We start from the raw sequence: 12,852 nt of genomic DNA on the forward strand, positions 1-12,852 counted from the left end.
CGGCGTGACATCGGCAAAGGTGTGGCACTCTGGCCTGGACCACACGGGCCCGCAGCCGCGCCACTGCACCCGTCCGAGCTGGGGAACGCGAAATGGGGACGAACCACGGGGTGAGGCCACGCCGCGGCAGGCCACGGGACCCGGATGCGGAGCCGAGGATCCGCAGGACCGCCGTCCAGCTGCTGCTGGAGCGGGGATTCGACGGAATGACGGTGGACGACGTCGCCGAGGCCGCTGGGGTCGGCAAAGCGACGATCTACCGGCGCTGGGCGAGCAAGGAGCAACTGGCCAACGACGCCATGGCCGACCTGTTCGACATCGAGATCCCGGATGCCGACACAGGGTCGATCGAGGGCGACCTGCGCCAGGTCTACACCGATGCTCTGACGTTCGTGAACAGCAAAGAGGGGCTGGCACTGATCCGCCTGGCGGTATCGGAGGCGAACCGCGACGAGCGGTCCGCCGCGATCTACCGCGCCTTCCTGGACAGGCGGATCCAGCTGACCCGGGAGGCACTGGACCGGGCCCGGGCCCGGGGTGAACCGATCCGGCGCACCGTGGACCCGGTGCTGATGGTGCAGTGGCTGGCCGGCGTGTTCGTCGTCCGCGCCCTGACCGGTGAGCCGATGCCCGCACCGGAGGACGCCGACCGCCTGGTGAGGTTCACCATGCTCTCGATCACCGAGGAGGGGAGCTCAGGAACGGACACCCGGACCGAGGGCGACACCGTCCACGGCTAGCTCGGTGACGCGCTCCACCTTGCCGCTGCGGACGTCCCAGGCGAGCACCCAGCCACGCACCTGGATCAGCGGCTTGTAGTCGTCGTACCAGCCCAGTACGGCGCAGCAGCCGGGCTCCCGGAGGTACTGCGGGTCCATCGCCGGTGTGCTGCGGTCCGTCTCCCCCAGCACCAGCAGACTGCTCGGCAGTGCACGCAGGGTGGAGATGGCCGCTACTACCTGTGGCTGAGAGTTCTTGGTCGGCACCTGCTGGAGGTCGTTCGCGACGAACAGCCGGGCCGTCATGGTGTACGTCGAGAACGTCTGGCCTACCCAGGTCCGCACCGGCAGCTGCAGCTCGCTGTCCACCGTCCAGTGGCCGGTGGACAAGTACCGCAGTACGGCGTTGCTTTCGATCCGGAACGGCGCTGTGATCGATGCGGGGTTCAAGGACGGGGGAATCGCGACCACGGCCTTCTCGCCGAAGTCACCCTCGCGCACGAGCACGCGGTAGGCCTTGCCGGGTCCGCTCACCAGTACACGCTGAGCGTCCGGCGTCCAGGCCACGCTGCGGATGTCCTGCACCGGCAACGGGTAGCGGGCCACCTCCGCGGTCACGACGTCGAGCGTGACCAGTTCGCCGGGCTGCGGGAAGGCAACGGTCCGGCCGTCGGGCGAGATCGCTCCCGAGCTCAGTGGTGACCCGTTGCTGATCGGGGCCAACTGAACGTCAGCACGCGCCCAGCTGGAGTCGGCTCCGAGCAGAAGCGCGTCGTACCGGCCGCCGCGCTCCTCGAGCACCACGGCGGCCAGGTTGTCGATCGGATGCTCGGTCAGTGGCTCTGGGTCGTCCGGCAGCCTCAGGCGGTCGCCGAGCGGTGTGTAGATCCGGTCGAGGAAGCGCTCGCTGCCGGCCGGTGGTGCGACCCAGTAGTCGATCCCTGCGATCTGCCCGGCCGGTGGGACGTAGCCGGGTGGGAGCGTCGGTGTGGTCGGTGGTGGGACCAGTTCGGAGTTCCTGCTCCCACTGACTCCCGCTCCGATCGCAGTGACCACAGCGATGACGAAGATGACCAGCAAGCCGATCATGACGTTGCGGCGCTGGCGGCGCCTGGTTTCCACTCCGGCGGCCCAGGCCGTGTCAGCCAGGTCCGGCTCGGGCAGGCGGTCGCCGGCCTGGTACAGAAGCGGCTGTATGTCCTCGCGCCTCATCGCGGTTCTCCCGCGTCACGCCAGTCACCAGCGCCGAGCGCCGTACGGAAGCGACTGAAGGCGGTGAGGCCGTGTCCGTGCACGGTTGTGTGGGACAGATTGAGTACGTCGGCCACCTCGAACTCGGTGAGTTCCTCAAGGTGCAGCAGCACGAACACGGCGCGCTGTGTGGGAGTCAGCTCGGCCAGTGCGCGCTTCACCGGGTCGTCCTCGTCCGGGAACGCCTTCACCCGGTTCCACCGCACCAGAACCGGTTGGTAGAGCAGCCGTTGGACGAACGCGTCCGGGTCGTCCACCTTGGTCCAGCGCAATGCCAGCCGGGTGAAGGCGTGCAGCAGTGCTTCCTCAGCGCGCTCCAGATCGCCGTACACGAGATACGCCGTACGGAGCCATCTGCCCTGCCGCGCGTCGACATACGAGGCGAAGTCCGGGTCGACCGATTCCTGCATCCACCCTCCCGCCTCTATTCAACTCCTCAACTACTGCGCGCGGCCACCGCCAGACGGGTCTCTTCCTGGATCAGGTCGGCATTGATACCTCCGGCCGCCAGCAGGCCGGCCGCAGCGGCAGGCATGACCGTGGCGCGGGCGTCGGTCACGTTGCCTGCCACGAAGACGCCAGGTACGGCGGTGGCACCGGTCGGATCGGCCGCGATGACAGTGCCCATCACCAGGCCGGCCATCTCCTGCTCGACCGTCTCGAGACCCAGGTCGACCAGGAAGCCCGCACGGGCGCGCATGCTGGTCTGGATCGCCAGTGCCTGCCGCGGGATGACTCTGCCGCCTTCCAACCGGACACCGGTCAGCTTGTCGTTCTCCACTTCGAGCTGCTCGACTTTCCCTTGTACTACAGAGATTCCGCGAGCTGCGAGCTGCTCCCACTGCTCATCGGTCGGCTCCGGTGCAGTGTGCAGGAACAGCGTGACGTCGTCACTCAACTGCCGGAACAGCAGCGCCTGGAACGTCGCCATCCCACTGACTCCCAGAACGCCGATCGCCTGGTCCCGCACCTCCCACCCATGGCAGTACGGGCAGTGCAGCACGTCACGCCCCCACCGCTCGGCCAGTCCAGGTACGTCGGGCAGCACGTCGGTCAACCCTGTCGTGACGAGCAGCCGCCGGCCCTGGTACGTCGTACCGTCAGCAAGCTCGACTGTGAACAGTTCGTCCCGGCGGACTGCGGTCACGGTCCCGCTCGCGAACTCACCGCCGTACCCCGCGACCTCTTGGCGGCCAATCGCGTACAGCTCAGCCGGCGGAACGCCGTCGCGGGTCAAGTAGTTGTGGACTCCCTCGGCCGGCGCGTTGCGCGGCGTACCGTCATCGACGACCAGCACCGACCGGCGCGAACGCACCAACGCCAGCGCACCACTCAGCCCTGCGGCTCCCCCGCCGATCACGATCACGTCGTACTTCTTCATCTCTCGGACTCCTTCGTTCGGTGCCTCGAGGATCCGCGATGGTTTTCGTTTTCGACAACATTTGTTGCCATACTGGCAAACATGGAGACCTTCGACGACGTCCTCGAGGCAGTCGGCCCGCGGCTGCGGAGACTGCGGGCCGAGCGGAAGACGACGCTCGCCCAGCTGTCCGAGTCCACCGGGATCTCGGTGAGCACGCTGTCCCGGCTCGAGTCCGGCCAGCGCCGCCCGACGCTGGAGCTGCTGCTGCCGCTGGCCCGGGCGCACCAGGTGCAGCTGGACGAGCTGGTGGACGCGCCACCGACAGGTGATCCGCGAATCCACGCGAAGCCGATCAAGCATCACGGTGTGGTGCACATTCCGCTGTCCCGGCGGCCAGGTGGGTTGCAGGCGTTCAAGCAGATCGTGCCGGAGGGCTGGCCGGGTGGTGAGGTGTCGCAGAAGACGCACGAGGGCTACGACTGGTTCTACGTGCTGTCTGGGCGGATCCGGCTGGTGCTCGGCGACAAGGACTTCGTGCTGTCCGAGGGCGAGGCCGCGGAGTTTGACACCCGGGTGCCGCACTGGTTCAGCAACCCGGGGCCCGGAGCGGCCGAGATGCTGTGCCTGTACGGCCCGCAGGGCGAACGGATGCACGTGCGCGCTCGGACCCGGTAGCCTTCGCCAGTTCGATCCCGGACTGTGGAGGAACTGTTGTGAGCATCGCGCTGTTCACGCTGGGCGGCACCATCTCGATGGCCGGTAACCACCGGCTAACCGGTGACGACCTCACCGCGGCCGTACCCGGGCTGGCCGAGGTCGGCCACGCTGTCGAGATCCAGGACATCGAGAAGGTCCCCAGCGCCAACCTGACCGCCGCGAAGATGCTCGACGTTGTCGATGCCGCGTCGAAGGTCGTTGCGGACGGCGCCACTGGCGTCGTGGTCACGCAGGGGACCGACAACCTCGAGGAGACCGCCTTCCTCGTCGACCAGGTGTGGCCGCACCCGCAGCCGTTCGTCCTCACCGGTGCGATGCGTAACCCGACTCTGGCCGGTCCTGACGGTCCAGCGAACCTCTTGGCCGCCGTACGCGTTGCCTGCTCCCCTGCGGCCCGTGACCTCGGTGCACTGGTCGTGTTCAAGGAGGAGATCCACGCGGCCCGGTGGGTGCGCAAGACGCACAGCACGAGTACGGCGACCTTCGTGTCTCCCAACACCGGTCCGATCGGCCACGTGGTCGAGGATCGGGTGCGCGTCCTCACGCGTCCGCTGCGGCTGGACGGCGTACAGGGAAGGGCTGAGCCGGCTGAGCTCGATGCGACCCGGGTGGCGCTGTACACGGTGACGATGGACGACGATGGCCTTCTACTGAAGGGGTTGGCGGACACTCACCAGGGTCTGGTGGTTGCAGGGTTCGGTGTGGGGCACGTGCCGTCGGCACTCGCTCCTGTCCTGGGTGAGCTGGCTGCGGTGATGCCTGTCGTGCTGACGTCGCGGACTGGTGGCGGGTCGGTACTGCGGAACACGTACACGTCAGTGGGGTCGGAGTCCGACCTGCTACAGCGTGGGCTGATCGACGGCGGGTTCCTGGACCCCTACAAGGCGCGGGTGCTGCTGCGGTTGCTGTTGGCAACGGATGACGACATCATTGCGGCTTTCGCGCAGTACCAGTGACAGCTGCGGCCTTGGTGGCCAGGTAGTCCTGTTCCGGCTTACTCGTCGTACGACGGGCTGCCTCGCGGAAGTGGTGTGCGGCGAGCTCGGTGTCGCCGCGCATCTCGTAAAGGTGCCCGCGTACGGCGTCCAGGCGGTGGTGACCCGCTAGCTCGTTGTCCAACGGCTCCAGGAGCTTCAGACCGGCGTCAGGGCCTTCCACCATGGCTGCTGCGATGGCTCGGTTGAGCTTCACCATGGGGTTGCCGGACAGGTTCTCCAGCAGGTCGTACAGTGCGAGGATCTGCGGCCAGTCCGTGTCCTCGGGGCGGTCCACCTCGTCGTGCAGCGCGGCTATGGCGGCTTGCAGTTGGTACTCGCCCAGTGGCGGCGTACCGAAGGCTTCTACGGCCAGGGCGAGGCCTTCGGTGATGTAGTCCTTGTTCCACAGCGTGCGGTCCTGCTCGGCCAGTGGGATCAGCTCTCCCGCCTTGCCAGTACGTGCTGCACGGCGTGCGTCGTTGAGCAGCATCAATGCGAGCAGTCCGGTCACCTGGCCGTTGTCAGGCAGCAGTGCGTGCACAGTGCGGGTCAGACGGATGGCTTCACCGGACAGGTCGCTTCGGTGCAGCTCTGGACCGCTACTCGTCGTGTAGCCCTCGTTGAACATCAGGTAGAGGACGTGCAGCACGTTGCGCAGCCGCTCCTCACTGGCGTCCAGCTCGAAGGACTGACCCTTGATCCGCTGCTTCGCCCGGCTGATCCGCTGCGCCATCGTCGCCTCAGGCACCAGGTAGGCGGTCGCGATCTCGGCGGTGGTGAGACCGCCGACGGCACGCAGCGTCAACGCGATCGCGGAGGCCGGTGTGAGCGTCGGATGACAGCAGAGGAACAGCAGACGCAGCGTGTCGTCCTGCTCTTCGACGTCCTCGGGCGGCACGTCGCGCAGTGCGGCCCGCTCCTCGCGCCGGCGCCGGGCCTGCTCCTGCCGGACCTCGTCGATCAGGCGTCGCGACGCGGTCTGGATCAACCACGCTTTCGGTTTGTCCGGCGTGCCGTCCCGAGGCCACGTGGTCGCGGCGGCCAGGAGTGCCTCCTGGACGGCGTCCTCGGCCGCCGCGAAGTCGCCGGACCACCGGACGACCGCGCCGAGGACCTGCGGCGTGAGCTCACGCAGCAGGTCCTCGATGGCGTGGCCGGTCACACGTCGTAGAGGTCGGTATCCGCGTCCATCAGCCGGCGGACCTCGATCGGCTGCTCGATCGGCACGCCACCCGGGCCGGGCGCCGAGGACAGCTCCGCGGCGATCTCCAGTGCCCGCTCCTCCGACTCGACGTCGACCATCTGGTAGCCGGCCAGGATCTCCTTGGACTCGGCGTACGGACCGTCGGTCACCACCGGCGCGCTCACGTCCGCCGCACGAACCACCTTGGCGTGCTTGGGCCACGTCAGCGCCTGGGCTTCCACCAGCTCGCCGCTCTCCCGCAACCGCTCCAGGTGATCGTTCAGGAACTGCATATGGGCCTTCATGTCCGCCTCGTCCCACTCCAGCATCGGAGTGTCGACGTTCCCGCCATCCATGTTCACCAGCAGCAAGAACCGGGTCATCTCATCTCCTCCTCCGGCCCCATCTTGGCGCATCCGCTCAGCCGCCGAAACAACGCCTGAGCTGCGCGGTCGCCTTCGGCGCAGGGTCGGTGGGTTCGAGTGGGCGCAGCGCGTCGGCAGCCTCGCGCAACCTGTCGTCCCCGGCCGCGCCGTCCAGGCACACGGTGACCTTGGCGGTCGAACCGACTCTGCGGACGATGACCTCGATCGCCGAACCGCACCCGACGTCCGAGCATATCTCGTCGTACTCGCCGTACATGATGAACAGATACTGGCCGGGGTCGAGGACGGTGTCGCCTTCCATCTCACTGCCGTCCTGCATCACGCCTACGTGTGACAGATCCCAGCCGTTGTACGACGAGCCGAGGTACCAGACCTGCAGGTTGCCGGCCGACGAGATCTGCCGCAGCCGCGCCTCCAGCGCTGCCGGGTCCTCGTCCTGGTCGGTGCCGATGGTCACCGTGTACACCGCCGCCGTGATGCTCAGGACCGTCAAGCCCACCGCGGTACCGAGTGCGAATCCGCGTTTCACACCGCCGGTATCCGGGGACATGAGTGGCCGCCACGCAAAGAGCGCAGTGAGTACGACGATCAGGCCGGCCAAGCCGGGGTTCATACCACCAGCCATGAGAACGAAGCCGACGACCAGTCCGCCTCCGAGCACCACCCCAAGCCCAGCACCGACCCAGACAGCCGGCCGTCCGCCGAACGACGCCATACCAACCCCCTCGCCACCCTCATAGTGCCCGCGGACTCGGCGCGGTGGCGAGGCTGAAGCTCAGTCGAGCAGGGCGTCGACGAACTGTTCGGGGTCGAAGGGGGCCAGGTCGTCCGGGCCCTCGCCCAGGCCGACGAGCTTGACCGGTACGCCGAGCTCGCGCTGGACCGCGATCACGATGCCGCCCTTCGCCGTACCGTCGAGCTTGGTCAGGACCAGGCCGGTGACGTTGATGACCTCGGCGAACACGCGGGCCTGGGTGAGGCCGTTCTGGCCAGTGGTGGCGTCGATGACGAGCAGCACCTCGCCCACCTCCGCGGACTTCTCGATCACCCGCTTCACCTTGCCGAGCTCGTCCATCAGGCCGGTCTTGGTGTGCAGCCGTCCGGCGGTGTCGACGAGTACGACGTCCGCCTCCTCCTCGATGCCCTGCTTGACCGAGTCGAACGCGATGCTGGCCGGGTCGCCGCCCTCAGGCCCGCGCACAGTCCGCACACCGACCCGCTCGCCCCACGTCTGCAGCTGGTCCGCGGCGGCGGCCCGGAACGTGTCCGCCGCACCCAGTACGACGTGCTTGTCCTCGGCGACCAGAACACGGGCCAGCTTGCCCACTGTGGTCGTCTTGCCGGTGCCGTTCACCCCGACCACCAGGACGACAGCAGGCTGACCGTCCTTGCGGCTCACCTTGAGCGAGCGGTCCAGTGACGGGTTGACCAGCTCGATCAGCTCCTCGCGCAGGATCTGCCGGGCCTGCTCGCCGCCGACGCCCTCGACGCGGATCCGCGTCCGCAGCCGCTCGACCAGCTCCTGGGTGGGCGTCACACCCACGTCAGCGGTGATGAGGGTGGTCTCGATGTCCTCCCACGCCTCTTCGTCCAGCTTGTCGCGCGACAGCAGCGCGAGCAGTCCCTTGCCCAGCGAGCCCTGCGACCGGGCCAGCCGCGCACGCAGCCGGACCAGCCGGCCCTGCGCCGATTCAGGCTTCTCGATCGTCGCAACCGGCGCCTCGGGGAGCTCAGTGTCCTCCAGCGTCCGGGTCGGCGTGTCGCGCGGCTCCTCCGCGTCGTCGCCGACCTGCGGCTCCGCGGTGTCCAGCGGCGCCGGCTGGGTGCGCGACGGCAGCTGGGCCTTGCGGCGCCGGGTCACGACCAGGCCGGCCGAGCCGGCGACCAGGACGACAGCGGCCACGATGATGGCGATCAGGACGGAGTCGGCAAGCTGGGGAGTCAACACGGTTCCCCATCTTGACAGACACCCAGCCCGCTACCCGCATTCGTCACGTCAGGCGCACCAACTGTCGCGGTACGTGAGGAGGAACCAACTCGGGCCGGTGGGTGAGCAGGACCACAGTACGGCGGCCTGCCGCGGCGAACAGGTCCTCGAGCAGTGCCCGGCCGGTCTCCTCGTCCAAGTGCTCGGTCGGCTCGTCGAGCACGAGTACGTCGCGATCGGCGAGCAGCAGCCGAGCGAACGCGAGCCGCTGGCGCTCACCGCCCGACAGACGCGCACCGTGCTCGCCCACCATCGTGTCGAGCCCGTCCGGCAGCTTCTCGACGAACACTCCGAGTCGAGCCCGGTACAGCGCCTTCCACAGCCTCAGATCGCTCGCACCGGGCTTGGCGAGCAGGAGGTTCTCCCGGATGCTCGTGTCGAACACATGGCTCTCCTGCGTCAGCAGCCCGACCACAGACCGCACCTGATCGCCCTCAAGCCTGGCCAGGTCCACACCGTCCAGCCGTACCTCACCGGCTCGGGGCTCCAGGAACCGCAGCAGCACTGCCGCCAACGTGCTCTTGCCCGAACCACTCGGGCCAGTGATGACCACCCGGCTCCCAGCCGGCATGTCCAGACTCAACCCATCCAGTACGTCGTCCTCGCCGTACCCGACCTTCAACAGCTTGACCGCCAGGTCACGCCCTGCTGGCAACGGCAGCGGGTTCGCAGGCTCAGTCACGGGCTCGGGACTGTCCAGGAGCTCCTGCACTCGGCCGAGTGACGCCCGCACGCGAATGGCGAGTTGCGCGGCGGCTGGGATGCCTCCGAGTACGTCGGCGAGCGCGAGCGGGGTCAGGACGAGTACGGCGAACACCGCGCCGGTTGTGTTCGCAGTGCTGCCGAGCACCAGCCCGGCCACGCTCGCACCGCCGACGCACAGCATCAGCAACGCACTGCCGAGCCCTGCGCTCCAGGCCGAGCGTCGCTCCGCCTTGGCCAGCTTCGCGTCACTGGCGCTGAAGGAGTTGAGTACGTCGTCGACTGCGTTGAAGGCGACCACGTCTCCTGCGGTGAGCAGGGTCTCGGTTGCTGCGGCCGCCACCTCGCCACGCGTGCCGGCGATCTTCCGCTCAGCCCGGGCCGCTGTCTGGGCAGTCAGCCACGGTACGACGGTGCACGCGACGAGGACTGCCAGTGCTACGGCGGCGCCTGCTGTGGGGAGCAGCAGTGCCACCAGGGCGACGGTTGCGGTTGCTGTCACTGCTGCGACTGCGACCGGCAGCAGGACGCGCAACCACAGGTCGAGTACTGCGTCGACGTCGAGCACCAGCCGCGCCAGGAGGTCGCCCTTGCGGCCTGAGGTCAGGCCACCCGGTGCCAGCTTCTCCAGCCGTCCGGTGATGCGTGCCCGGGTCTCCCCCAGCACTCGGTACGCCGCGTCGTGGCCGACCAACCGCTCGACGTACCGGAACACGCCCCGGCCGACGCCGAACGCCCGCACTGCCACGATCGCCACCATCAGGATCAACACCGGAGGCTGAGCCGCCGCAGTGGTGATCAACCAGGCCGAGGTAGCCAGCAACGCGACCGCCGACCCCGCCGCGAGTACACCAGTCAGGAGCGCCAACCCCAGCCGGCCCCACACCCGCCCCTGCGGCCGAACGAGGGCCCACAGTGCTGCCCCGCCAACAGCTCTCTCAGCGCTCATGCGTTCACCAGCTCTCTCGCGCCTACGGTGACTGTTCGGTCTGCGGCCGCGATCAGTGCGGGCCGGTGGGCGATCATCAGCACCGTCCGACCGCTGGCACGCAGACCGGCGATCACTGTGGCTTCGGCGTCGGCGTCCAACCCAGCCGTCGGCTCGTCCAGCAGCAGCACGGGCGCATCGGTGATCAATGCGCGAGCCAGGGCTACTCGGCGTTGCTGACCGCCCGACAGCAACTGGCCCTGCTCCCCCACTGCCTTGTCCGGCTCGAGTTCGCTCGCGCCAGCTCCGATCAACGCCAGCCGCACCTCGTCGTCCGATGCGTCCGGGCGACCCAGCCGCACGTTGTCCGCGACCGTGCCCAGGCGAAGCCCCGGCCGCTGCGGCACCCACGCGAACTGCCGCCGCCACACCGCAGGGTCGAACTCGTCGGCCGCACTCCCGCGGGCAATCACCACACCGCGCTCCGGCTCGACGAATCCGAGCAGCACTGCCAGCACGGTCGATTTACCGGCACCACTCGGGCCAGCGAGTGCGACCACCTCGCCCGGCCGGAGGTCCAGGTCGAAGCCGTCCAGTGCCGGCTCGTCGCGACCCGGGTACCGCACTGTCACGTCGTACAGGTGCAGGGACGTCACGCGTAGGTCCGGGACGTCGGTGCGATCGCCTCGCTCGGGTAATGGTGTCTCCAGGACGCGGAACACCTCTTCGCTCGCGGCAACGCCGTCAGCGCTGGCGTGGAAGTGCATGCCGACCTGTCGCAGCGGGAGGTACGCCTCGGGCGCGAGGATCAGCACCATCAGCGCCGTCTCGAGTCCGAGCTTGCCCTCGACCAGCCGGAGCCCGACTCCGACCGCGACCAGCGCCACAGAGATGCTGGCCAGCAGTTCCAGCGCCAGCGACGACAGGAACGCCAACCGCAGGCTGCTCATCGACGCGACCCGGTGCTTATCCGTCACTCGTCGTACGGCTGCCTCTTGCGCCTTGGCGCGTCCGAAAAGCTTGAGTGTCGGCAGTCCGGCGACGACGTCTGCGAAGTGGTGCGCCAGGACGGACAGGGCGTGCTGACGACGTCTGCTGTGTGCCTGGGTCGCCCAACCGATCAACGCCATGAAGATCGGGATCAGCGGCAGGGTGACCAGCACAGTCCCCGCCGCGATCAGGTCGCCGGTCGCCATCCAGCCGATCACTCCGGCGGGGACTGTTGCTGCCAGCACCAACTGCGGCAGGTAGCGGGCGAAGTACGGGTCCAGGTCGTCGAGTCCTTTGGTCAGCAGGGTCGTCAGGGCACTGCTGCGTTCGCCACTCAGCCACACGGGCCCCAGCTTCAGCGAGTGCTCCAACACCTGGCGCCGCAAGGTCGACTTCACCGTGGCCGCCGCGCGCTGCGCCACCACCTCCTGCCCCCACACCAGCAGTGCCCGTCCCACGACCACAGCGCCCAGCCCCCAGGCAACACCTGCAACCGCGTCACCATGCAGCACCACGCCTGCGATGCCGCGTGCCAGCAAGGCGGCCTGCACGATGATCAACAGTCCGCTGGCGACGCCGATCAGCACCGACGCGGCCAGAAAGGTCCGGGCCGCTCGCGCCCTCCGCAGCAGCCGCGGATCGAGCGGCTTCACGAGACCGCAACCGGCTCGACCGTGACGCGCTTGCGGAAGACCCAGTAGGTCCACCCTTGGTACAGCAGCACCAGCGGCGTGAAGATCGCGGCAATGATCGTCAAGATCTTCAACGTGTATGGCGTTGACGCGGCATCAACTGTTGTCAATGTTGATCCGGGATCAAGTGTTGACGGCATGACGGCCGGGAACATCGCGGCGAACAGCGACGTCACGGCCAGCCCGATCGCGAGCGCCGTACCGACGAAGGCCCAGCCCTCGCGGCGAACGCGGTTCGCGAGCAAGCCGCCGGCGAAGGCGACCACGGCACCGGCCGCGACGATCAGCGAGGCGGTGTCGCCGCGAATCGCCTGGGCCCACCAGAGGAACGCGACCACCAGGACGGCGGCGGCCACCCCCGCCCAGGAAGCCAGCCGGTTGGCGCGGACCCGCAGGTCGTCGGTCGTGCGGAGGGCCAGGAAGATCGCTCCGTGGGCAACGAAGACCGCGGTGAAGGCGGTGGCGCCAAGGAGAGCGAAGGGACTCAGCAGGTCGCCGAGGTTCCCGACGTACTCGTAGGACGCGTCCAGCGGGACGCCGCGGACCAGGTTCGCGAAGGTCAGTCCCCACAGGAACGCGGGCACGGCCGACCCGATCGTGATCAACGTGTCCATCCGCCCGCGCCACGCCAGGTCGTCGCGCTTCCCGCGGTACTCCAGCGCCACCCCGCGCAGGATCAGCGTCACCAGGATCGCGAACAGCGGCAGGTAGAACCCGCTGAACAAGGTCGCGTACCACTCCGGGAACGCCGCGAACGTCGAGGCGCCGGCCACGATCAGCCACACCTCGTTGCCGTCCCAGACCGGCCCGATCGTGGTGATCACCGCGCGCCGCTCGGGCTCGTTCCGGCCGAGCACGCGCAGCAGCATGCCGACGCCGAAGTCGAATCCCTCGAGCACGAAGTACCCGATCCACAACCCCGCGATGGCGAGGAACCAAACCGTCGTGAGTTCCATG

The 12,852-nt window shown here is 68.4% G+C and carries 13 protein-coding genes; 3 read left to right on the top strand and 10 right to left on the bottom strand.

Annotation, left to right across the window (positions count from 1 at the left end):
- Positions 1–92: 92 nt before the first annotated feature.
- Positions 93–740: a TetR/AcrR family transcriptional regulator gene (locus tag V9K99_RS39040; protein WP_337008413.1), complete on the top strand. Its 648-nt coding sequence runs from the start codon at positions 93–95 to the stop codon at positions 738–740.
- Here the strand turns inward: V9K99_RS39040 and V9K99_RS39045 are convergent.
- Genes V9K99_RS39045 through V9K99_RS39055 form a run of 3 tightly spaced genes read right to left on the bottom strand, consistent with a single transcriptional unit; the run spans position 696 to position 3,351 of the window.
- Positions 696–1,931: a hypothetical protein gene (locus tag V9K99_RS39045; RefSeq protein WP_337008411.1), complete on the bottom strand. Its 1,236-nt coding sequence runs from the start codon at positions 1,929–1,931 to the stop codon at positions 696–698. The two genes, V9K99_RS39040 and V9K99_RS39045, sit on opposite strands and share 45 nt — an antisense overlap.
- On the bottom strand, positions 1,928–2,380 hold the full coding sequence (locus tag V9K99_RS39050) for an RNA polymerase sigma factor (RefSeq protein ID WP_337008410.1): 453 nt from the start codon (positions 2,378–2,380) through the stop codon (positions 1,928–1,930). The genes V9K99_RS39045 and V9K99_RS39050 overlap by 4 nt, the downstream gene beginning before the upstream one ends.
- 26 nt (positions 2,381–2,406) lie before the next feature.
- Positions 2,407–3,351, bottom strand: a complete 945-nt coding sequence (locus V9K99_RS39055) for an NAD(P)/FAD-dependent oxidoreductase (RefSeq protein ID WP_337008408.1) — start codon at positions 3,349–3,351, stop codon at positions 2,407–2,409.
- Between the two features lie 81 nt (positions 3,352–3,432).
- Here V9K99_RS39055 and V9K99_RS39060 point away from each other — a divergent pair, with 81 nt between their 5' ends.
- Entirely contained in the window at positions 3,433–4,008 is a 576-nt protein-coding gene (locus tag V9K99_RS39060; protein WP_337008406.1) for a helix-turn-helix domain-containing protein, read from the top strand.
- Between the two features lie 38 nt (positions 4,009–4,046).
- Positions 4,047–5,006, top strand: a complete 960-nt coding sequence (locus V9K99_RS39065; protein WP_337008404.1) for an asparaginase — start codon at positions 4,047–4,049, stop codon at positions 5,004–5,006.
- On the opposite strand, the gene V9K99_RS39070 is transcribed toward V9K99_RS39065, so the two are convergent.
- Genes V9K99_RS39070 through cydB form a run of 7 tightly spaced genes read right to left on the bottom strand, consistent with a single transcriptional unit; the run spans position 4,978 to position 12,851 of the window.
- Positions 4,978–6,189, bottom strand: coding sequence for an RNA polymerase sigma factor (locus tag V9K99_RS39070; RefSeq protein ID WP_337008402.1), 1,212 nt, complete (start codon positions 6,187–6,189; stop codon positions 4,978–4,980). The genes V9K99_RS39065 and V9K99_RS39070 overlap by 29 nt on opposite strands.
- Positions 6,186–6,593, bottom strand: a complete 408-nt coding sequence (locus V9K99_RS39075; RefSeq protein WP_337008400.1) for a YciI family protein — start codon at positions 6,591–6,593, stop codon at positions 6,186–6,188. Before V9K99_RS39075 ends, V9K99_RS39070 begins: the two co-directional genes overlap by 4 nt.
- A 37-nt stretch (positions 6,594–6,630) precedes the next feature.
- Positions 6,631–7,311 (bottom strand): hypothetical protein, encoded by a 681-nt coding sequence (locus V9K99_RS39080; protein WP_337008398.1) that lies wholly within the window; start codon positions 7,309–7,311, stop codon positions 6,631–6,633.
- Positions 7,312–7,371: 60 nt separating this feature from the next.
- Entirely contained in the window at positions 7,372–8,544 is a 1,173-nt protein-coding gene (gene ftsY, locus V9K99_RS39085; protein WP_337008396.1) for a signal recognition particle-docking protein FtsY, read from the bottom strand.
- A gap of 43 nt (positions 8,545–8,587) precedes the next feature.
- Positions 8,588–10,234: a thiol reductant ABC exporter subunit CydC gene (gene cydC, locus V9K99_RS39090; protein WP_337008394.1), complete on the bottom strand. Its 1,647-nt coding sequence runs from the start codon at positions 10,232–10,234 to the stop codon at positions 8,588–8,590.
- The gene (cydD, locus tag V9K99_RS39095; protein ID WP_337008392.1) at positions 10,231–11,856 is read right to left on the bottom strand and encodes a thiol reductant ABC exporter subunit CydD; all 1,626 of its coding nucleotides are present in this window, start codon (positions 11,854–11,856) and stop codon (positions 10,231–10,233) included. Before cydD ends, cydC begins: the two co-directional genes overlap by 4 nt.
- Positions 11,853–12,851 carry a cytochrome d ubiquinol oxidase subunit II gene (gene cydB / locus V9K99_RS39100; protein ID WP_337008390.1) on the bottom strand — a complete coding sequence of 333 codons (999 nt, stop codon included), beginning with the start codon at positions 12,849–12,851 and terminating at the stop codon, positions 11,853–11,855. Before cydB ends, cydD begins: the two co-directional genes overlap by 4 nt.
- Between the last annotated feature and the right edge of the window lies 1 nt (position 12,852).

The organism is Kribbella sp. CCNWLW201, from assembly GCF_037203805.1.
Classification (GTDB): Bacteria; Actinomycetota; Actinomycetes; order Propionibacteriales; family Kribbellaceae; genus Kribbella.